General features: G+C 37.7%; 24 protein-coding genes and 1 other annotated feature. Of the genes, 19 read left to right on the top strand and 5 right to left on the bottom strand.

The genetic code is table 11. The features are described 5' to 3' along the window. The first annotated feature begins 73 nt into the window (after positions 1–73). From radA to ispE, 14 genes are all read left to right on the top strand, one after another. Positions 74–1444: a DNA repair protein RadA gene (gene radA, locus A5819_RS06760; protein ID WP_086277820.1), complete on the top strand. Its 1371-nt coding sequence runs from the start codon at positions 74–76 to the stop codon at positions 1442–1444. An 89-nt stretch (positions 1445–1533) separates the two neighbouring features. Then, positions 1534–2676: a PIN/TRAM domain-containing protein gene (locus A5819_RS06765; RefSeq protein WP_086277822.1), complete on the top strand. Its 1143-nt coding sequence runs from the start codon at positions 1534–1536 to the stop codon at positions 2674–2676. After that, positions 2663–3385 carry a 2-C-methyl-D-erythritol 4-phosphate cytidylyltransferase gene (ispD, locus tag A5819_RS06770; RefSeq protein WP_086277824.1) on the top strand — a complete coding sequence of 241 codons (723 nt, stop codon included), beginning with the start codon at positions 2663–2665 and terminating at the stop codon, positions 3383–3385. Before A5819_RS06765 ends, ispD begins: the two co-directional genes overlap by 14 nt. 9 nt (positions 3386–3394) lie before the next feature. After that, a complete protein-coding gene (gene ispF / locus A5819_RS06775) occupies positions 3395–3868 on the top strand; it encodes a 2-C-methyl-D-erythritol 2,4-cyclodiphosphate synthase (protein WP_086279663.1) in 474 nt (157 codons plus the stop codon). A gap of 15 nt (positions 3869–3883) precedes the next feature. Beyond that, positions 3884–5341, top strand: a complete 1458-nt coding sequence (gene gltX / locus A5819_RS06780) for a glutamate--tRNA ligase (protein ID WP_086277826.1) — start codon at positions 3884–3886, stop codon at positions 5339–5341. 1 nt (position 5342) lies between these two features. Further along, positions 5343–5543 (top strand) — a binding site (T-box leader). Positions 5544–5605: 62 nt separating this feature from the next. Then, entirely contained in the window at positions 5606–6154 is a 549-nt protein-coding gene (gene epsC / locus A5819_RS06785; protein ID WP_086277828.1) for a serine O-acetyltransferase EpsC, read from the top strand. Further along, positions 6138–7550, top strand: a complete 1413-nt coding sequence (gene cysS, locus A5819_RS06790) for a cysteine--tRNA ligase (RefSeq protein WP_086277830.1) — start codon at positions 6138–6140, stop codon at positions 7548–7550. The genes epsC and cysS overlap by 17 nt, the downstream gene beginning before the upstream one ends. Continuing rightward, complete coding sequence (locus tag A5819_RS06795; RefSeq protein ID WP_086277832.1) at positions 7547–7945, top strand: Mini-ribonuclease 3; 399 nt, start codon at positions 7547–7549, stop codon at positions 7943–7945. Before cysS ends, A5819_RS06795 begins: the two co-directional genes overlap by 4 nt. Next, complete coding sequence (rlmB, locus tag A5819_RS06800) at positions 7935–8774, top strand: 23S rRNA (guanosine(2251)-2'-O)-methyltransferase RlmB (protein WP_086277834.1); 840 nt, start codon at positions 7935–7937, stop codon at positions 8772–8774. The genes A5819_RS06795 and rlmB overlap by 11 nt, the downstream gene beginning before the upstream one ends. 71 nt (positions 8775–8845) lie before the next feature. Further along, positions 8846–9376, top strand: a complete 531-nt coding sequence (locus A5819_RS06805; protein ID WP_086277836.1) for an NYN domain-containing protein — start codon at positions 8846–8848, stop codon at positions 9374–9376. Positions 9377–9463: 87 nt separating this feature from the next. After that, entirely contained in the window at positions 9464–10024 is a 561-nt protein-coding gene (locus A5819_RS06810) for a sigma-70 family RNA polymerase sigma factor (protein WP_086277837.1), read from the top strand. A 133-nt stretch (positions 10025–10157) separates the two neighbouring features. After that, positions 10158–10403, top strand: coding sequence for a Veg family protein (locus tag A5819_RS06815; protein ID WP_086277839.1), 246 nt, complete (start codon positions 10158–10160; stop codon positions 10401–10403). Positions 10404–10618: 215 nt separating this feature from the next. Beyond that, on the top strand, positions 10619–11200 hold the full coding sequence (locus A5819_RS06820; protein ID WP_086277840.1) for an ATP-dependent Clp protease proteolytic subunit: 582 nt from the start codon (positions 10619–10621) through the stop codon (positions 11198–11200). 183 nt (positions 11201–11383) lie between these two features. Further along, positions 11384–12235: a 4-(cytidine 5'-diphospho)-2-C-methyl-D-erythritol kinase gene (gene ispE, locus A5819_RS06825; RefSeq protein ID WP_086277842.1), complete on the top strand. Its 852-nt coding sequence runs from the start codon at positions 11384–11386 to the stop codon at positions 12233–12235. A gap of 69 nt (positions 12236–12304) precedes the next feature. On the opposite strand, the gene A5819_RS06830 is transcribed toward ispE, so the two are convergent. Together A5819_RS06830 and A5819_RS19215 are read right to left on the bottom strand one after the other, a co-directional pair. Beyond that, complete coding sequence (locus A5819_RS06830; RefSeq protein WP_086277844.1) at positions 12305–12622, bottom strand: hypothetical protein; 318 nt, start codon at positions 12620–12622, stop codon at positions 12305–12307. Between the two features lie 23 nt (positions 12623–12645). Beyond that, positions 12646–12801 carry a hypothetical protein gene (locus A5819_RS19215; protein WP_176271378.1) on the bottom strand — a complete coding sequence of 52 codons (156 nt, stop codon included), beginning with the start codon at positions 12799–12801 and terminating at the stop codon, positions 12646–12648. A gap of 226 nt (positions 12802–13027) precedes the next feature. Between A5819_RS19215 and A5819_RS06835 the strand changes: the two genes are divergently transcribed. The 4 genes from A5819_RS06835 (at position 13028) to purR (ending at position 16662) form a co-directional block, all read left to right on the top strand. Beyond that, entirely contained in the window at positions 13028–13996 is a 969-nt protein-coding gene (locus A5819_RS06835; RefSeq protein ID WP_086277846.1) for a metal ABC transporter substrate-binding protein, read from the top strand. Between the two features lie 80 nt (positions 13997–14076). Continuing rightward, a complete protein-coding gene (locus A5819_RS06840) occupies positions 14077–14757 on the top strand; it encodes a metal ABC transporter ATP-binding protein (RefSeq protein WP_086277848.1) in 681 nt (226 codons plus the stop codon). Continuing rightward, the gene (locus tag A5819_RS06845) at positions 14730–15566 is read left to right on the top strand and encodes a metal ABC transporter permease (protein ID WP_086277850.1); all 837 of its coding nucleotides are present in this window, start codon (positions 14730–14732) and stop codon (positions 15564–15566) included. The genes A5819_RS06840 and A5819_RS06845 overlap by 28 nt, the downstream gene beginning before the upstream one ends. 268 nt (positions 15567–15834) lie before the next feature. After that, positions 15835–16662: a pur operon repressor gene (purR, locus tag A5819_RS06850; protein ID WP_086282436.1), complete on the top strand. Its 828-nt coding sequence runs from the start codon at positions 15835–15837 to the stop codon at positions 16660–16662. Between the two features lie 57 nt (positions 16663–16719). On the opposite strand, the gene A5819_RS06855 is transcribed toward purR, so the two are convergent. Together A5819_RS06855 and A5819_RS06860 are read right to left on the bottom strand one after the other, a co-directional pair. Continuing rightward, complete coding sequence (locus A5819_RS06855; RefSeq protein WP_086282438.1) at positions 16720–17571, bottom strand: MucBP domain-containing protein; 852 nt, start codon at positions 17569–17571, stop codon at positions 16720–16722. Beyond that, on the bottom strand, positions 17538–18047 hold the full coding sequence (locus A5819_RS06860; RefSeq protein ID WP_086282439.1) for a hypothetical protein: 510 nt from the start codon (positions 18045–18047) through the stop codon (positions 17538–17540). Before A5819_RS06860 ends, A5819_RS06855 begins: the two co-directional genes overlap by 34 nt. 194 nt (positions 18048–18241) lie before the next feature. Between A5819_RS06860 and A5819_RS06865 the strand changes: the two genes are divergently transcribed. Then, entirely contained in the window at positions 18242–19387 is a 1146-nt protein-coding gene (locus A5819_RS06865; protein ID WP_086282442.1) for an ArgE/DapE family deacylase, read from the top strand. A 269-nt stretch (positions 19388–19656) separates the two neighbouring features. On the opposite strand, the gene A5819_RS06870 is transcribed toward A5819_RS06865, so the two are convergent. Next, the coding region (locus A5819_RS06870; protein WP_139843552.1) for an Asp23/Gls24 family envelope stress response protein at positions 19657–19959 on the bottom strand (303 nt) is incomplete at its 5' end.

Raw genomic sequence — 19959 nt, forward strand, 5'->3', positions numbered from 1 at the left:
CAGTGGGAAGTCTTAGTCTAAGCGGCCTAAACTATGGTAAAATAAAGAATACATCAAAATGAGGGGATAGCATATGGCAAAAAAAGCAAAAGTTCAATTTGAATGTCAAACGTGCGGGTATATTTCCCCCAAATATTTAGGACGCTGTCCAAATTGCGGACAGTGGAACACGATGACAGAAGAGATCATTCAAGATACGACAGATCGTCGTGCTAGAGTGAGTTTGACTGGTAAAAAAACACAACCGCAACGTCTAGCGGAAGTAGTACCTAAGAAAGAGCCAAGAGTTAAAACGAAGCTGGTAGAACTGAATCGTGTGCTAGGTGGCGGTGTAGTTCCAGGCTCACTTGTTTTGATCGGCGGTGATCCGGGTATTGGAAAATCTACGCTACTTTTACAAGTATCACAACAACTTGCAGAAATCGGCGGCAAAGTCTTATATGTTTCCGGAGAAGAGAGCGCCGAACAAATCAAAATGCGTGCGGAACGTTTAAGTTCGATCGACACGGAATTTTACTTATACGCTGAAACAGATATGAATGAAATCGCTCGTGCAATTGAGAAATTAGAACCAGATTATGTGATTATTGACTCTATTCAGACGATGACGCAGCCAGATGTAACGAGTGTGGCTGGTAGTGTAAGCCAAGTCCGTGAGACAACTGCTGAATTATTGAAAATTGCCAAAACCAATGGTATTGCGATTTTTATCGTCGGTCATGTGACCAAAGAAGGTTCCATTGCAGGCCCACGTATGCTTGAGCATATGGTAGATACAGTTTTATATTTTGAAGGTGATAAACATCATACGTTTAGAATCTTAAGAGCAGTCAAAAATCGTTTTGGGTCGACTAATGAAATTGGTATTTTTGAAATGAGAGAACATGGATTGGAAGAAGTCGCCAATCCGTCGCAAGTTTTTTTAGAGGAACGACTGGCGGATGCCACAGGTTCAGCAATCGTTGTAGCAATGGAAGGAACGCGGCCGATTTTGGTTGAGGTGCAGGCTTTAGTTACACCAACTATGTTTGGAAATGCTAAACGAACAACCACAGGGCTAGATTTCAATCGAGTTTCATTGATCATGGCAGTTCTAGAAAAGCGGGCTGGCTTACTCTTGCAAAATCAAGATGCCTATTTGAAAGCAGCAGGCGGTGTCAAAATCAATGAGCCGGCAATCGATTTAGCTGTAGCAGTCAGTATCGCTTCCAGTTACAAAGAAAATGGGACCAAACCAACAGAATGTTTTATTGGTGAGATCGGTTTAACTGGCGAAATACGTCGTGTGAACAGCATTGAACAACGAGTACGTGAAGCACAAAAGTTAGGGTTTACCAAGATTTATTTACCGAAGAACAATTTAGGTGGTTGGACGCCACCAGAAGGAATTGAGATTGTCGGCGTTGCCACAATTGGAGAAACCTTAAGAAAAGTATTCAAGTAGAGTGAGAGACAGAGATCGTGGTAACAAACTAAAGGCGGTCTCTCCTGTCATTCTTTAAAATAAGTATGACTATATTGGAGGATGAATCTATGCAAAAACGTGTCATCACACTGCTGATGGTCGTTGCTGGTGCAAGTTTAGGTATCTCATTATTACCGATGGCTTGGGACATGGCAAAGCAGGCAGATAACACATGGCTGAACAATAACTTTACTAACAGTTTGATTGGTGCACTTATTTTCTTCATTTTATCGTTAGGGTTAGCAAAGTATATTGTTTCAGGTGTGAAAAAAGTAGAAGCAGCATTAAATGAAATGAGCTTGACCTATTTATTATTTGGGAGTGTGGGCGCAATCATTGGGTTGATCATCGGAGCGATTATCTCGATTCCTATGTACAATTTGAATATTCCGTTTGTAAATAGCGTTTTACCCATATTAGTGATGATTATTTTTGGTTATTTAGGTTTTCGTATGGGCACAACTCGTATTGATGAATGGCGTAAAATTTTTACTCCTAAGCAAAAGAAAGTTCTAACCGAAAGTGAAGGCGAAGTGCTAGATCGTAGAGTAGAAGATCATTTCCATAAGTATAAAATTTTGGATACGAGTGTAATTATTGATGGTAGGATCTACGATATTGCTAAGTCAGGCTTTTTAGAAGGGGTTATTTTGATTCCTAATTTTGTATTGTATGAATTACAATATATTGCAGATTCTGGTGATAGCTTAAAACGTGTTCGTGGTCGCCGTGGATTGGATATTTTAAATGCATTGCAAAAAGAAGATGGGATCTCTGTTGAAATGTATGAGGGTGATTTTGAAGACATTTCAGAAGTAGATAGTAAATTGATCAAACTAGCAAAACTGTTGGATGGTGTAGTCGTAACCAATGACTATAACTTAAATAAAGTTTCAGAATTTCAAAACATTCCTGTCTTGAATATCAATGCTTTAGCCAATGCAGTTAAACCAGTCGTGATTCCAGGAGAAACGATGAACGTAATGGTTGTCAAAGCTGGAACAGAGCGTCAACAAGGTGTGGCCTATTTAGATGACGGCACGATGGTTGTAGTTGAAGATGGACAGCATTACATGAATGAACATATTCAAGTTGTTGTGACTAGTGCCTTACAGACGGCGGCGGGTCGGATGATTTTTGCAAAACCTGCACATTCGGGTCGCGGAATCGATGATCGTAAAGAAGAACATAAAGCCAATGAAAAGAGCTGAAAATAGAAATAAAGCACTGGATTATGAGGTCATTTTGTTGGGGGCTGGACAAGGGAAACGAATGGGTGCCAGCCGTAATAAAATTTTATTGCATTTGATCGGTAAACCAGTTATTTCTTATTCGTTAAATACCTTTTTAAATGATCCTGCATGTAAACATATTATTTTAGTGACACAAGAAGATGAACAAGATTTATTGGCAGCAGTAGTTAAAAAGGAGAACAAGAAAAAACATCCTATAACGATCGTCTCTGGCGGATCGGAGCGACAATACAGTGTTTTTAATGGATTAAAGGCATTACTTGACCCTAAAAATATTGTGATGGTTCATGATGGAGCCCGACCTTTTGTAAGCTTAGCGCAATTAAAATTACTCCATCGTAAAGTTCAAGAAACGAGAGCTGCTATTTTAGGTGTGCCCGTCAAAGATACAATCAAGCGTGTCGTTGATGGAATCGTTGAAGAAACAGTTCCACGTGAAACATTATGGCAAGTTCAAACGCCACAAGCCTTCTATGGAGCGGATTTGTTGGCTGTGCATGTTTGGGCACAACAAGAAGACTATTTAGGCACAGATGATGCTTCACTGATTGAAAAATATAGTGATTTACCTGTCTCAATGGTTTTGGGAAGTTACGAAAATATTAAATTGACGACACCAGAAGATATGTTGATTGGTGAAGCCATCGTCAAACGAAGAAGAAACTAGGTGGAAAATATGATACGTATTGGACAAGGCTTTGATGTTCATCAATTAGTAGCTGGACGTAAGCTGATCATTGGCGGCGTGGAGCTCCCTTTTGAAAAAGGATTATTAGGGCACTCAGATGCAGATGTATTACTGCACGCAATTACTGATGCAATTTTAGGCGCTGCAGGGCTTGGCGATATCGGTCATTTGTTTCCCGATACAGATCCAGAATTTAAAGATGCCGATTCGATCAAGTTATTACAAGTAGCAAGTCAAAAAGTTTTAACTACTGGCTTTACTATTGGCAATATTGATTGTACAATTTTAGCAGAACAACCAAAAATGAAGCCTTATTTAGAACAAATGAAAGAAAATATCGCCAAAGCATGTCAGATTGAGCTAAATCAAATCAATTTAAAAGCCACAACGATGGAAAAAATGGGTTTCATTGGTCAAGAAGAAGGAATGGGAGCGATCGCGGTCGCTTTACTTGATAAATAGAAAGAGGAATGCACAATGACAAAAGTACGTGTACGTTACGCACCAAGTCCAACTGGACACTTGCATATCGGAAATGCAAGAACTGCTTTATTCAATTATTTATTTGCCCGCCACAACGATGGTGACTTTATTATTCGTATTGAAGATACCGATCAAAAGAGAAACATCGAAGATGGAGAGAAAAGTCAGCTAGAAAACTTAGCTTGGCTAGGAATGGATTGGGATGAGTCTCCTGAAAAACCAGGTGAATATGGTCCTTATCGTCAATCAGAACGTAGCGAAATTTATCAACCTTTAATCGATCAACTGTTGGTAAGCAATCGTGCATATAAATGTTATTGTACTGAAGAAGAATTAGAAGCTGAAAGAGAAGCGCAACGTGCTCGCAGTGAAATGCCTCATTATTCAGGTAAATGTGCAGAATTGACACCTTCTGAACAAGCCGAAAAAGAAGCGCAAGGACTGAAACCAGTTGTTCGTTTCCGTGTACCAAGAAATACGTCTTACACATTTGAAGATATGGTCAAAGGCGAAATCGTTTTTGAATCAGATAATATCGGCGGCGATTTTGTTATTCAAAAACGTGATGGCATGCCAACGTATAACTTTGCAGTAGCAGTGGATGACCACATGATGAAAATCACCCATGTTTTACGTGGAGATGATCACATTGCGAACACACCAAAACAGTTGATGGTCTATGAAGCATTCGGTTGGAAAGCACCAGAATTTGGTCATATGACGTTGATCATCAACTCTGAAACAGGGAAAAAATTAAGTAAACGTGACGAATCGATTTTACAATTTATCGAACAATATCGTGAACTTGGCTATTTACCAGAAGCAATGTTCAACTTTACCGCATTATTAGGCTGGTCACCAGTTGGGGAAGAAGAAATCTTCTCACAAGATGAATTGATCAAAATCTTTGATCCAGAACGTTTAAGTAAATCACCAGCTGCATTTGATGGAAAAAAACTTGAATGGGTCAATAACCAATACATGAAACAATTAGATTTAGATGTTTTAACAGATATGTGTCTTCCGTATTTAGTAGCAGAAGGTAAAATCGAAGCACAACCAAGCAGTGAAAAATTGGAATGGTTGAAAAAAGTTGTTAGCCTATACCAACCACAAATGAGTTATGCGGCTGAAATCGTCAATGTATCTGAGTTGTTCTTCAATGAACACCCAGTTTTAGATGCTGCTGCGAAAGAAGTTCTAGCAGGAGAAACAGTGCCGGCAGTCTTAGCTGCATTTAAAGCTCAATTGGAAGCAATGGATGTTGTTGATGTCCCAAGTATCAAAGCTGGGATCAAAGCAGTCCAAAAAGAAACAGGCGTAAAAGGTAAAAATCTATTTATGCCGATCCGTGTAGCTGTTTCAGGACAAATGCATGGCCCAGAATTAGGCGATACGATCGAACTTTTAGGAAAAGAAAAAGCTTTAGATCATTTAAATAACGTTTTATAATAAAAATATGTAGAGAAGAAGAAGTAAAAAAGAGCGCGACTTTAGAGAGACTGTGGATGGTGAAAACAGTTGTCAGTACTTTTTGAAATGCATCTTTGAATAGTTTCAGCGATATGTAGCTGAAAACGGCCAACAACCGTTATCTGTTTTGAGGCAGGGAAACCTGTGAAAAAAAGTGGAACCACGCAGAAGCGTCTTTTGAACGGAATTATTTCGTTTAAAAGACGCTTTTTTGTTTAAAATAAAATGAAAGGAGTAAAAAATATGAGTTGGTTAAAGAGAGCTGTTAAAGCAGTCAAAAACAATGATCCGGCAGCACGTTCAACATTAGAAGCTTTACTGACGTATCCAGGCTTGCACGCATTGTTTTGGCATCGTTTTTCTCATTTTTTATATAGACACCGCTTGTTTTTATTAGCGAAAATCCATGCACAATTTTGGCGATTTATAACAGGAATTGAGATTCATCCCGGCGCGACGATTGCACCAGGTGTTTTTATCGATCATGGTATGGGTGTCGTAATCGGTCAAACAGCTGAAATTGAAGAGGATGTTGTTTTATTTCACGGTGTAACATTAGGTGGGACCGGAAAAGATACAGGAAAACGTCATCCGACAGTCAGAAAAGGGGCCATGATCCATGCACATGCACAAATATTAGGTCCTGTTACAATTGGCGAACGAGCTAAAATCGGAGCTTCTGCCGTTGTTTTAACAGATATTCCTAATGATGCCACAGCGGTAGGGATTCCAGCAAAAGTTGTTAGAATCAAAGGAGAAAAATTGGAGGTAGCATATGATTCAAATTTATAATACATTAACAAGAGAAAAAGAAATTTTTCAACCAATCGAAGCAGGGAAAGTCCGGATGTATGTTTGCGGACCCACCGTGTACAACTATATTCATATCGGTAATGCCCGCAGCTCAATGGCTTTTGATACGATTAGACGTTATTTAGAGTACCGCGGCTATGAGGTGAAATATGTTTCGAACTTTACTGACGTAGATGATAAAATCATTCGAGCAGCCAAGGATCTGGGAATCACAGCGCCAGAAGTTGCAGATAGATTTATCCATGCTTTTGAAGAAGATACCAATATGTTGAATGTTAAACCAGCAACGCTTCATCCTCGTGTGATGGATCATATGCCAGACATCTTAACATTTATTCAAACATTGATTGATAAAGGGTATGCTTATACTTCACAGGGTGATGTCTATTATCGGACACGTAAGTTTGAAGGGTATGGTAAACTTAGCCACCAATCAATCGATGAATTAGAAGTTGGAGCAAGTCAACGAACTGGTGTAGAAAAGGAATTGAAAGAAGATCCTTTGGATTTTGCTTTATGGAAAGGGGCAAAAGAAGGAGAAATTTCTTGGGATTCACCGTGGGGAGCGGGACGTCCAGGCTGGCATATCGAGTGCTCGGTCATGGCAACGAAACATTTAGGTGATACAATTGATATTCATGGGGGCGGTCAAGATTTAGAGTTTCCTCACCACGAAAATGAAATTGCCCAAAGTGAAGCAAAAACTGGTCAAAAATTCGCCAATTATTGGATGCATAATGGTTTTGTTACGATTGGTGAAGACGATGAAAAAATGAGTAAATCTTTGGGGAACTTTGTTACAGTTCACGAACTAGTCAAACAAGTTGATCCTCAAGTGTTGCGTTTCTTTATGGCAACGACTCAATATCGTCGCCCGATTCGCTATAGTGAAACTACGATGAAAGAGGCTGGCGTCAATTTACAAAAATTAAAAAATGCCTTTGAGAACTTGTCCTTTAGAAAAGCGGATGCTGCTATTCAACTGGATGAAGATAGTCAGAAATTACAAGAACTAGCAGATTTAGAAACACGTTTCACGACTGAAATGGATGATGATTTTAATGCGGCAAATGGGATCACTGTCGTTTACGAATTGGCTAAATGGCTGAATCAGTACAGTGAGCAAGAAACCGTTTCTACGATCGTTACAGAAAAAGCACTAGAACAATTCTCGCAATGGTTAAGTATTTTCGGTATTTTCTTCTTATCAGAAGAATTGTTGGATGACGATATCGACCAATTGATTGAAGAACGCAATCAAGCGCGTAAGAATCGCGATTTTGCCCGCAGTGATGAGATTCGTGATCTATTAAAAGATAAAGGAATAACCCTGGAAGATACAGCCCAAGGAACTAGATGGAGAAGAAGTGAATGAGAGATTACACGCAATTAAATGGTTTAGCTTTGGCTTATGTGGGCGATGCGATCTATGAGATTTATATTCGTGATTACCTAGTAGAGCAAGGACAAACGAAACCCAATATTTTACACCGTCAGGCAACGCATTATGTTTCAGCGAAAGCACAAGCCTTTTTGATCCAAGAAATGCTGGGAGAAAAATTATTGTCAGAAAATGAGGAACTAATGTACAAACGCGGCCGTAATGCGAAAAGCCATACTTCTGCTAAAAATGCAGATATCACAACGTATCGTATTGCAACAGGTTTTGAATCATTGATGGGCTATTTACATCTGACAAAACAAACAGAGCGTTTGGAAGAATTGATCGATTGGTGTATAAAAAAAGTAGGTGAAAAAAATGAGAAATGATAAGAAACGCCCTTTCAAAGGGAATAAACCGCAAAAAAGTCAGCCGTTTAAAAAAGAAACAGTCAGAAAAGAGCGGGAAGTTTCGCAAGAAGAGATCGAAGATAACTTTGTCTTTGGCAATCACGCTACGATTGAAGCAATCCAGCAAGGTCGAGGAAACAAACTATTTCTTCAAGAAGATAGTAAAAGTGAAAAAGTTGAACACTTAAAATTACTGGCAAAAGAAAATGCTGTGCCTGTTAAATGGGTTCCTAAACAAAAACTAGATATAATGACGAATCATGGTGTCCATCAGGGGATTGTATTGGCGATTACAGCTTATGAGTACTTAACGCTGGATGAATTACTCGATCGTACGAAAGAAAAGACAGAGGCCCCATTTTTCTTGATTTTAGATAGTTTAGAAGATCCTCACAATTTTGGTTCGATCTTGAGAACAGCAGATGCAACAGGTGTAGATGGAATCATTATTCCGAAGCATCGTGCTGTTGGTATTACACCTGTGGTAACAAAAGCATCGACTGGTGCAGTTGAGTATATTCCTGTTGCTCGTGTAACGAATTTAGCCCAAAGTATCACAACCTTAAAAGAAAATAACTTTTGGATTTTTGGAACAGATATGAAAGGGACGGATTATCGTCAATGGAACACTAAAGGGGCGATTGCGTTGATTATCGGAAATGAAGGCCGTGGTATGAGTCAAGGGCTGCATAAAGAAGTGGATGAATTATTAACGATTCCAATGACAGGACACGTTCAAAGCTTGAATGCCGGCGTTGCGGCTGGATTATTGATGTACGAAGTCTATCGTGGACGTAATCCGCTATAAAGAGTTAGATAAATGGCGAGAAAAAAGTAATTTTTTTCTCGACCTCATACATAAAGAAGGTGACAAAGCAAATGAAAAAACAGTTGCTGATCGTTGATGGCTATAACATGATCGGTTCTTGGCCAGAGTTGGTTCAATTGAAGAACCAAAATAAGCTTGAGGATGCTAGAGAGGTTTTGCTTCAGCGTTTATCCAATTATGCGAAATATGAGGATTTAGAAGTAATGGTTGTTTTTGATGCACAGTTTGTTCCAGGAATTCAGCAGACATATAAAAAGTATCGCTTAACGGTGATTTTTACCAAAGAAGAAGAGACTGCGGATAGTTACATAGAACGAGTAGCTGGTGAACGAAATGATCGGCTAACCCAAGTAACTGTAGCAACAAGTGATTTAGCGGAGCAATGGCTAGTTTTTTCCAAAGGTGCATTGCGAACGTCAGCTAACGAGTTGTACAAAGATGTTCAAAAAACAGAACGCACGATCGCAGTCCATGCGACAGATATCCATTTTCAAGATTTTCGACGAAATTCTCCGTGGAATATCGAACAATTGTCAAAGTTGTCCGATAAACTGGACGAATTATCTAACAACAAAGATTGACCGCTTGATTTCTCCGACTTTTATTGAAGAAAATGTTACGCTTTTTCCAAGCATTTTGGTAGAATGCTTGGAAGGAGAAGGGTATTTATGAATAAGTACAATGATATCTTAAAAGGGGACACCGTGGGATTTGATCATTTGTATCGAAAATATCATCCAGTGGTGTACAAGTTTCGGAAAAAGTATTATCTGAAAGATTTTGATCGGGAAGATTGGCTGCAGGAAGGTCGAATTATTTTTTATCGATCGCTTGAAAAATATGAAGAAGCACATAATGCTTCTATCGGGAAGTTTTTTAAGTCAAATTTTGAAAATCATGTTCGCAGTTTGATCAGAAAGCAATGCGCTCTTAAACGAACGATCGATACACAATCAGTCTCACTTGATCAAAAAATAGAACATCAGGGCGAATCATTTTTTGACTATATCGAGACGGAAGAGCCTGATGTTTTAGAGCAAATGATCATTAGGGAAAAACTGGAACAATTGCCGAAAGTCTTGTCGCCGTTTGAACGAATTACATTTGAAGAATATATAAACGGCAAAGAACTAGATGAAATTGCAAAAGATACCGACAGTCGTGAAGTTACGGTTAGAAGTGCATACGACCGGGCAAAAAAGAAGTTGAAAGCGATTATTTACGATTAAATGAGAAAATTGTTATTTTTCACATTAAATAATTATCCATTTATAAATTATAATTAGTTGCATTTCATTTTCTGCTATGGTAAACTTGATATTTTTATCGTTCTGTGGTACAATGGAAAATGAGGTGAATGCAATGCCAACAACTTTAGCTTCCATTAAAAAAGATCTAGAATGTCGTATCGGCAGCAAAATCACATTAGTTGCTCAGACCGGCAGAAAGCGTCAAACAGAACGTAACGGTATTTTGACAGAAACGTATCCATCTGTCTTCGTCGTAGATTTAGATCCAGATGAAAACTCATTTGAACGAGTTTCTTATAGTTATTCTGATGTGCTAACACGCACAGTAGAGATTGAATTTGTCGGTGAAGCAGTTTAACAATGAGTCTATTTTAAAAGCAGAGCTAAAGCGGAAACGCTTTAGCTCTGCTTTTTTGACTGTTTCTACTTAGATCAGGATAATTTACTATCATTGCAGGCTTTAAACGATACTCTGATTTTGTCGGTAGCACACGGTGGGCAAGTAGAAATATTCCGTGATTTTTCAAAAAAGCTATGTTAGACTTTCAGTAGATTCAAAAAGGAGGATATGTAATGAGTGAACAAGAAAAGGTCAAAGAAGAACAAAAACAACCGGATTTACTGGCTGAGAAAATGATAGGAACTAGGACGATTATTATTTCAGGCGAAATCAATGAGCAAATGGCAAAAGAAGTTTGTACACAGCTACTGTTATTAGAATCAATCAATGATGAGCCAATCAATTTGTTTATTAGCAGTAATGGTGGTCATGTAGATTCTGGTTACTTAATTTTTGATATGATCAACTTTATCAAACCGAAAGTCAATATCATTGGTTCAGGTTGGGTTGTCAGTGCAGGGGCACTTATTTACTTATCTAGTGAAAAAGAACGCCGCTATTGTTTGCCAAATACACGGTTTATGATCCACGAACCTTCTGGTGGCACACAAGGTCAATCCAGCGACATGGAAATCACAGCGAAAGAAATCATCCGTACAAGAGAAAAAATTAACCAGTTGATTGCTAAAGAAACTGGCAAAGATATTGAGCAAGTCAAGAATGATACGGCCAGAGACTATTGGTTGAGTGCTGAAGAAGCACTTGATTATGGGATCGTTAATAAGATCATCAAGAATAGAAGCGAGATCGTTTAATCGCAAAAACAAGAAATAATCAAAAAGCGTGTATTCCAAGATAATAAAGGGATAGATGTTTTTTTATGTTCTATTTGAAAACCGTATCAATTTTTATACAAATATATACTTCTCTAACAACATATGTTAGAATTTAAAAGATTGTGAAGATGGTTAGGTAATGAGATTAGATAGGTGAAAAGAATGGAAATCATAGAAAAAGCGCCCGCAAAAATCAACTTGGGGTTGGATGCTCTCTATAAAAGACAAGATGGTTATCACGAATTAGAGATGATCATGGCTAGTGTAGACTTAGCCGATCGGCTGACGTTTGAGTTATTGCCGGAAAATGAAATAATAATCGAAACCGATAGCTCCTTTTTACCAGTGGACAGAAGAAATCATGTGTATCAAGCAGCAGAATTGCTGAAGGATATCTTTCAACTCACTCAAGGAGTCAAAATATATATAGAAAAAAGAATCCCTGTTGCAGCAGGATTGGCTGGCGGTAGTAGTGACTGTGCCGCTGCCTTACGAGGCTTGAATCGTTTATGGAACTTAGGGTTATCTCTAGCAGAACTTGCAGAATTAGGCAGTAAGATTGGCTCAGATGTCCCGTATTGTATTCATGGAGGTACTGCTTTTGTGGCAGGTCGTGGGGAAAAAATTGACTTCTTACCTTCAATGCCTCAGTGTTGGGTCGTTTTGGTAAAACCTAAGATGAGTGTTTCAACGAGTTCGATTTTTGGCAGTCTATCATTTAATAGTATTCAACATCCTGATATTCGTGGGTTGAAACAAGCGATTGAAGCGGATGATTATTTATTGATGACAGAAAAAATCGGGAATGCGTTAGAAGGTGTGACAATCAAACGTCATCCGGTGATCCAACAAATCAAAGATCGAATGACGAAATATGGTGCAGATGCAGCACTTATGAGTGGTAGCGGACCAACGGTTTTTGCCTTATGTGAGAAGAAAACGCGCGCTCAACGGATTTATAATGGCTTAAAAGGCTTTTGTGATGAAGTGTATATTGTAAGAACGTTAAAATGAAAATTTTAAAATTTGAATATAACTAAAAAACCCACTCAATCGAGTGGTTTTTTAGTTACTACAAGTGATTTAAAACGAAATATGTAGCTGCCGTTGGTAATACATATTTCCTAACATAATTTTTTTAGTAGAACGATCGATACGATAAAAAATCGCATAGTTTTTCCCAATTAAAATTCTGTAGGTTGGGTTATTAAAATTGTAAATGGCTGAGATTTCTTCATGCATTTCGGGAACTATTTTGGTTAGCTCAATGGACTTGTAAATAGATTGAACAAAAATTGTGATTTTTTCATCAGTAAAAAAATATTCTTTTGACCACTCCTGAATAAGTTTTCTAAGACTTAAACGAAAGCTCTCAGTATACTCAGCAGAAAGAGCTGTCATGATTGATCTCCCCAATCATAATGTTAGAATTCTTCCATAATTTCAGCTTCTGTCACGATATTGCCTTTTTCAAAGTCTGCAAAGCCTTCTTCAATTAAACATCGGTCATACTCTTTTTGCGCCTCGGATAGATCTAATTGAATAATATTCCCGATTTTTCTAACTTTTATTTTGTGCATAACCATCACTCTATTTCAATCTAATTATAATGTATCTATAACTGTTTAGGAAAAGATAAAACAGTTTCAACGACATAATTATCTATACTTGACCGTCTCCTTATATAGGAATAAATTATTTTTTGGTTTTCTCTTGACGTTCTCTTTTTCATCTGGTAAATTAGTTTTGCTAATAAATCGTAAATATTACTATTTGAATAAGACAAATCGTAATGGGGAGAGATAGATGAGAAAAAATAGCTGGAAATATCTGGTAGGATTGTTATTAATTGCGGTAATTTTTACATTAACAGCCTGCGGTCAAACAAATAAACAAGAAGAGTCTGGAAAAAGTGATACAATAAAAGTTGTGTCCACATTTTACCCAATGTACGATTTTGCGAAAAATGTAGTGGGAGATGCAGGCGATGTTCAGTTATTAATCCCAGCTGGAACAGAGCCCCATGACTATGAGCCGAGTGCCAAAGATATTGCAAAGATCACAGATGCGGATGTGTTTGTCTATAACAGCCATGAATTAGAAACTTGGGTCAAGGATGTTTTGGAAAATGTTGATGAGAAAAAAGTCGCTGTTGTTGAAGCTGCTAGTTCGATCGATTTAATGGCAGGTGCAGCCCATGACCACGATCATGATGAAGAAGAAGCGGATCACGATGAGCATGACCACGATCACGAATTAGATCCGCATGTTTGGTTAGATCCAGTTTTAGCACAAAAAGAGGTTGAAGCCATTCGTGATGAGTTAGTGAAAAAATACCCAGAACAAAAAGCAACATTTGAGAAAAATGCTGCAACTTATATTGAAAAATTAAAAGCCCTAAATACTGAATACCAAGAAGCTTTTAAAGATGCTAAAAACAAAACGTTTGTAACGCAGCATGCTGCATTTGGCTATTTAGCAAAACAATATGGTTTGACACAAGAATCAATTGCTGGAATCTCTCCAGATCAAGAACCTTCACCAAGCCGTTTAGCAGAGTTGAAAAAATATATCAAAGAGCACAACGTATCAGTGATTTATTTTGAAACATCGGCATCATCAAAAGTCGCTGAAACATTAGCTCGCGAAACGGATGTGGAACTAGCAGTTCTTAACCCGCTAGAAAGTATCACTCAAAAAGAACAAGATAAAGGTGAAGATTATATCTCCGTAATGAAAGCTAATCTAGAAGCTTTAAAGAAAAGTATCAAGTAAACAAATAAAGGCGGGATAATAAGCATGATGCTATTATTCCCGCTTTCAATTGTGTAGTAGTCAAAAGAAGGAGAATGGACATGCATTATCTAGAAGTCAAAGACCTCACATTTTATTATGATGATGAGCCAGTCTTAGAAGATGTTTCATATTATGTCGATCCAGGTGAATTTGTCATTCTCACTGGTGAAAATGGTGCGGCAAAATCAACCCTGATCAAAAGTACGCTGGGTTTGTTAAAGCCAACAAAGGGTGAGATCACGATCGCCAAAGAAAATAGTGCGGGCGAAAAACTAAGTATCGGCTATATTCCCCAACAAGTAGCCTCATTTAATGCGGGATTCCCAAGTACGGTGATCGAATTGGTTCGTTCAGGACGTTTTCCCCGTAATCGCTGGTTTAAACCTCTTACGAAAAGAGACCATCAACATGTAGAGAAAGCTTTGAAAGCAGTTGGTATGTGGGAGATGCGGCATAAACGGATCGGTGAACTTTCAGGTGGACAAAAACAACGGATCAGCCTGGCTCGTATTTTCGCGACAGACCCTGATTTATTTATTTTAGATGAACCAACAACAGGGATGGATGAAACGTCTAGAAATGAGTTTTATCGTTTATTACGGCATAACGCTCATGATCATGGAAAAGCGATTTTGATGATCACTCACGATCATGAGGATATCAAATCCTATGCTGATCGACAAATTCGTTTAGTTCGGAAGGAGGATTCACAATGGAGATGCTTTCATATGAGTTCATGAGAAAAGCCTTTTTAGCAGCAACCTTTATTTCCGTGATTGCCCCAATGCTAGGTGTATTTTTGGTAATCAGAAGACAATCTTTAATGGCGGATACTCTTTCTCATGTCTCTTTGGCAGGGGTAGCTTTAGGGTTTTTCTTAAATTGGAATCCAGATATCATGACGTTGGTCGTCGTGATTATTGCAGCAATTATTTTAGAATATCTACGAATGATTTATAGTACGTACTCGGAAATTTCGATTGCGATTTTAATGTCTGGTGGCTTAGCGCTAGCTCTGGTGTTGATGAACCTTAGCGGAGGAAATTCAGCGGCTAGTATCCAGTCGTATTTATTCGGTTCAATCGTGACGATCACTTGGCAGCAGGTCGTTATTTTGGCGGTGTTGTTTGTTGTATTAGTGATTTTGTTTGTTTTATTTAAACGACCAATGTATGTTTTGACGTTTGATGAAGATACGGCACATGTGGATGAGTTACCGATTCATTGGATGTCGATGTTGTTTAACGTGATTACAGGTGTAGCGATCGCAGTTATGATCCCTATTGCAGGGGCCTTATTGATATCTGCGATCATGGTCTTACCTGCTGCGATCGGGATGCGGATTGGCAAGGGATTTAACACGGTTATTATCATCAGTGTTATTATGGGATTGATTGGCATGCTAACAGGATTGACGGGGTCTTATTATTTAGAAACACCGCCAAGTGCCAGCATTACCTTGATTTTTATCGGGTTATTTATTCTTGTCAGTATCATTCGTAAACTAGTGGTGACGATGCAGCGGAATAAGAAAATGAGTCAGAGATAACTAGAGTTGAGTCAAAAGAAGATAAGGAGAAAAACGAAAGTTTTTATCCTTATCTTCTTTTTTGTTTCATAAATTGCGAACTATTTTTCATTATTTTAAAAAAATGCTCGATTTTTTTTGTAAAACACCCTATAATAGGGAACGATAGATTGTAAGGGAGTATCATTTATTTTACCTATTAAAAAATAATGAATAACGAACCTATAAAAAAATAAGGTCTAGTAATCATACTAGCGGATAGTAAACCTTAAAGGAAAGAGGAGAAGAAGTGACAGATTCTAAAATTCGGAGAAGCGAACGATTGATTGATATGACACAGTACTTACTGGATCATCCCCATACATTAGTTTCTTTGACTCATTTTGCACAGCGTTATAAATCAGCTAAATCATCAATCAGTGAGGATTTGGCGATCATTAAGAAAACATTCAAACAACGAGGTACAGGAATTCTTGAAACAATTCCAGGAGCTGCTGGTGGTGTACGATTTATCCCAGAAATTCCATATGAGGAGTCAAAAGAATTAGTCATGGCTTTGTGTGAACGTTTATCTGAACAAGATCGTCTGTTGCCAGGAGGATATGTGTATCTTTCTGATTTATTAGGACAGCCGGAATTATTGCGCCAAGTTGGGAGAATCATTGCTTCTAAATATTTAGGTGAACAAATCGATGCAGTCATGACCGTAGCAACTAAAGGGGTACCGATTGCTCAAGCTGTTTCTTATTACTTGAATGTTCCGTTTGTGATCGTGCGTCGTGATTCAAAAATCACGGAAGGTTCAACGGTTAGCGTGAATTACGTTTCTGGATCATCTGAACGTATCGAAAAAATGGAACTGTCAAAACGTAGCTTAAAACGCGGTTCGAGAGTTTTAGTAGTAGATGACTTCATGAAAGGCGGCGGAACTGTTAATGGAATGAAGAGCTTGATCGAAGAGTTTGAAGCCGAACTTGTCGGGATTACCGTCTTTGCCGAGTCTAAATTTAAAGGCCAACGCGCGATTGAAGATTATACGTCATTGCTGTATGTAGAAGATGTAGATACACGGACGAAAACAATCAATGTAGTTCCTGGGAATTACTTTAATGAATAAAATTAAAACCAGACATCAGAAATGATGAGCTGGTTTTTTTGTTGATATTATTGAGGTTTAGTTTGTTTTGTTTCTTCTTAAATAGACAAGCCCACTTAGAATAATTAATGATCCGCTAAGGTATAAAATAGAGTGTGTGGCAGTTTCTCCCGTTTTAGGAAAGTTCTTGTTGTTTTTTGAAGAGGTTGTTTTTTGTGCTGTTGGTTTTCCAGTGTTGCCTTGATTTGTATCTGTTGTGTTGCCAGATTCTTTATTGGAAATGTAGTGATAAGTAACAGTTTGTTTAGTATCAGTTAAAGTTCCAATCGCATTTGTAGGTAATTTTGTCTCATCTAGCGTACAGCCTTCAATGATTCGTTTATGGGCTGTCATTGAGACATCATAAGCTGTACCAATCATCCCGCTGACAATTTTGGAATCAACTAGTTTTTGACCATTTTCATCTACATATTGAACGGTAAGATTTTGTGCTATCTGTTGATTTTTTTTGTACGTATACGTAACGACTTGATCTAAATCACTCAATGTACCGACTGCATTCGTAGGTAATTTTGTTTCGTCTAGCGTATAGCCATCGATGACTAGTTTGTAGGTATCTGTTGATGCATCATAAGGTTCGCTAATCATCCCGCTGATTGGTTTGGGATTAGCTATTTCTGTCCCTTCCTCATCAACATAACGTACTGTGACATCATGGGCTTTGCTTGGATTCTTTTTGTATGTGTAAATCAAGAGTTGTGCTACTGGACTTATTGTACCTGTAGCATTTGTAGGTAACTTTGTTTCATCTAATGTGTAGCCTTCAATTGCTAGTTTGTAAGTATCTGTTGAAGCATCATAGGGATCGCCCACAATACCAGAGATCGTTTGTTTTGTTAAAATCTCATTTCCCTGTTCATCAAGGTACAAAACAACAGCTCCCCGCTAGGTTGTGGATCAGCTCTTTTCTGAACAATGTATTCTCCAGAAAATTTATGTGCTAGTTGGGGATAATTTGATGGATTCTCTACATTGGCTGGGATCACAAAATTGGTTATTCGATCTCCTTCTTTTAATACAATATTATCAGGGAGCGTGAAGGTAAAAGAATATTTTTCTTCATCGATTTTTGTAACGGTATAATGAAACATCTGATTACCAGAGGTCGTACCATTGTAATTTTTACCATTAATTGCGATCCAAGCAGCACCGTCGAATGTACTGACAGGAACTTTTTCTCCAGGAGGCAAAGTGCCAAACGCCGCCAGATACCCTGAAATTTGTGTTTGACCTTCTAATGTAGGATCTTCAAAAACTAATTGATCCACCGCATAGGAAGCTTTTGGAAAACACGTCATAATTAGCAAAATAGCAAAAAAACTGATTAAACTAGCGATTTTTTTCATTTTTTTATCTTCTTTTTTTTATTATTATTCATTCAGTATATATGAAAAAAAGGAAAAATAAGATATAGGCAAAAATAACCGATTTTATTTAACGAAATTCTCATTTAGGTGTATAGTTAACCTGTAAGCATATTTATCCATTTTCTCACACACGATAAGAAAATGAATGAATCAAATGAAAGAAGGCCAACACAATGGAAAATCAAGAAAAAGTTCAAATTTTAAAAGACATCGTTACAATTAAATCGGTCAACGGCAATGAAAAAGAGGTCGCTGAGTATCTAAGTAAGTTATTCAAAAAACACGGGATTGACTCAAGCTTTTTAGAATATGACAAAGATCGTGATAACCTAATTGTTGAAATTGGGAACAAAAATAACGAGAAAGTTCTAGCGTTTTCTGGACATATGGATGTCGTTTCAGCAGGAAATGTTGCGGATTGGACTTCTGATCCGTTCAAACCTGAAATTCGTGATGGGAAAATGTACGGTCGCGGCACATGTGATATGAAGAGTGGTTTAGCTGCTATGGCCATTGCGATGATTGAATTAAAAGAAGAACATGCTGCCTTTAATGGACGCCTACGTTTGATCGCAACGGTGGGTGAAGAAGTTGGTGAACTAGGAGCCGAGCAATTAACGAAAGAAGGCTATGTCGATGATGTAACCTCAATGGTGATCGGTGAACCCTCTGGTTATGCTGGAATCGTTTATGCACATAAAGGTTCGATCAATTTTAAAGTAGAGTCTCAAGGTAAAAATGCTCACAGCTCAATGCCTCAACTTGGGGTTAATGCAATCGATCATCTAAATGATTTCTATTCAAGAGCGAATCAATTATTCCGTAGTGAAACCCATACAGATGAAGTCTTAGGTGATTTTATCTATAACGTAACGATGATTTCCGGCGGAGAACAAATCAACAGTATTCCAAGTGAAGCCAGTCTACAAGGAAATATCAGAACGATTCCTGGCTATGATAATGATGTTGTAATCAAAAAAATGAACGAACTGATCGATGAATTAAACCAAAAAGACACCTACCATTTAACGTTAAGTATCGAAGCAAATAAAATTTCTGTGAAAAGCGAAAAAGATTCTGATATCGCAAAAATCGCCCAACAAGTAGCGAAAAAACGAGTGAACGTGGATATTCCAATGGTCGGTGTTTCTGGTACAACAGATGCTGCTGAATTTACCAAAGGCAAACAAGCTTTCCCAGTAATTATCTTTGGACCAGGTAATGAAACGCCTCACCAAGTAGATGAGTATGTGGATGTGGATAATTATTTGGAAATGGTGGATATTTATAAAGAAATGGCTACGAGTTATTTAGTGTAATGGATATTTGAATCGTATTAAAAGTATCGTAGTTCCCCTTTTTTCAGTGGTAAATTGAATTTTAAAATCAGAAATTAACTAATGTTGTATTAATAAATATAAATTTCTTGAGTTTTAAATGAATTAGATAATAGATAGCTTCTGCTTTGGAATTAAGTAATTAAACTAAAACCCGTACAATGCATTTTATGCATTATACGGGTTTTAGAAATTTATCAAAGGCTCTGCCTTTTTTTACTGATTAGTAGTATTATTTAAGTTTTGCAAACTTATTGAACCCTTGCTTCTGTTGCATCTTTTGCTTTTGCTACACCGTTATTTGCCATTTTTTTTGCTTTTTCTGTTTGTTCACTTGTGAAATTGCTTATTGATTCTGTCGCATCACTTAATCGATCTTGAACAGTTGTTGAATCTTCTTCATATTGTTCTTTTGATTTTACGTCTGTTACAGTTACATTCACTTCTACTACTTTAAGAGAAGTCATTTTTTCAACTTCTCTAGAAATAACCTCTTTAATTTTTTCATACAACGCTGCGATATCTCTACCGTATTCAGTTACAACATCTAAATC

Source organism: Enterococcus sp. 7E2_DIV0204 (assembly GCF_002140855.1).
GTDB classification, from domain to species: domain Bacteria; phylum Bacillota; class Bacilli; order Lactobacillales; family Enterococcaceae; genus Enterococcus_L; species Enterococcus_L lemimoniae.

Bases quoted from the DNA above. Each gene is read 5' to 3' on its own strand.
- radA (WP_086277820.1), top strand. From the start codon at position 74: ATGGCAAAAAAAGCAAAAGTTCAATTTGAATGTCAAACGTGCGGGTAT.
- A5819_RS06765 (WP_086277822.1), top strand. From the start codon at position 1,534: ATGCAAAAACGTGTCATCACACTGCTGATGGTCGTTGCTGGTGCAAGT.
- ispD (WP_086277824.1), top strand. From the start codon at position 2,663: ATGAAAAGAGCTGAAAATAGAAATAAAGCACTGGATTATGAGGTCATT.
- ispF (WP_086279663.1), top strand. From the start codon at position 3,395: ATGATACGTATTGGACAAGGCTTTGATGTTCATCAATTAGTAGCTGGA.
- gltX (WP_086277826.1), top strand. From the start codon at position 3,884: ATGACAAAAGTACGTGTACGTTACGCACCAAGTCCAACTGGACACTTG.
- epsC (WP_086277828.1), top strand. From the start codon at position 5,606: ATGAGTTGGTTAAAGAGAGCTGTTAAAGCAGTCAAAAACAATGATCCG.
- cysS (WP_086277830.1), top strand. From the start codon at position 6,138: ATGATTCAAATTTATAATACATTAACAAGAGAAAAAGAAATTTTTCAA.
- A5819_RS06795 (WP_086277832.1), top strand. From the start codon at position 7,547: ATGAGAGATTACACGCAATTAAATGGTTTAGCTTTGGCTTATGTGGGC.
- rlmB (WP_086277834.1), top strand. From the start codon at position 7,935: ATGAGAAATGATAAGAAACGCCCTTTCAAAGGGAATAAACCGCAAAAA.
- A5819_RS06805 (WP_086277836.1), top strand. From the start codon at position 8,846: ATGAAAAAACAGTTGCTGATCGTTGATGGCTATAACATGATCGGTTCT.
- A5819_RS06810 (WP_086277837.1), top strand. From the start codon at position 9,464: ATGAATAAGTACAATGATATCTTAAAAGGGGACACCGTGGGATTTGAT.
- A5819_RS06815 (WP_086277839.1), top strand. From the start codon at position 10,158: ATGCCAACAACTTTAGCTTCCATTAAAAAAGATCTAGAATGTCGTATC.
- A5819_RS06820 (WP_086277840.1), top strand. From the start codon at position 10,619: ATGAGTGAACAAGAAAAGGTCAAAGAAGAACAAAAACAACCGGATTTA.
- ispE (WP_086277842.1), top strand. From the start codon at position 11,384: ATGGAAATCATAGAAAAAGCGCCCGCAAAAATCAACTTGGGGTTGGAT.
- A5819_RS06830 (WP_086277844.1), bottom strand. From the start codon at position 12,622: ATGACAGCTCTTTCTGCTGAGTATACTGAGAGCTTTCGTTTAAGTCTT.
- A5819_RS19215 (WP_176271378.1), bottom strand. From the start codon at position 12,801: ATGCACAAAATAAAAGTTAGAAAAATCGGGAATATTATTCAATTAGAT.
- A5819_RS06835 (WP_086277846.1), top strand. From the start codon at position 13,028: ATGAGAAAAAATAGCTGGAAATATCTGGTAGGATTGTTATTAATTGCG.
- A5819_RS06840 (WP_086277848.1), top strand. From the start codon at position 14,077: ATGCATTATCTAGAAGTCAAAGACCTCACATTTTATTATGATGATGAG.
- A5819_RS06845 (WP_086277850.1), top strand. From the start codon at position 14,730: ATGGAGATGCTTTCATATGAGTTCATGAGAAAAGCCTTTTTAGCAGCA.
- A5819_RS06860 (WP_086282439.1), bottom strand. From the start codon at position 18,047: ATGAAAAAAATCGCTAGTTTAATCAGTTTTTTTGCTATTTTGCTAATT.
- A5819_RS06865 (WP_086282442.1), top strand. From the start codon at position 18,242: ATGGAAAATCAAGAAAAAGTTCAAATTTTAAAAGACATCGTTACAATT.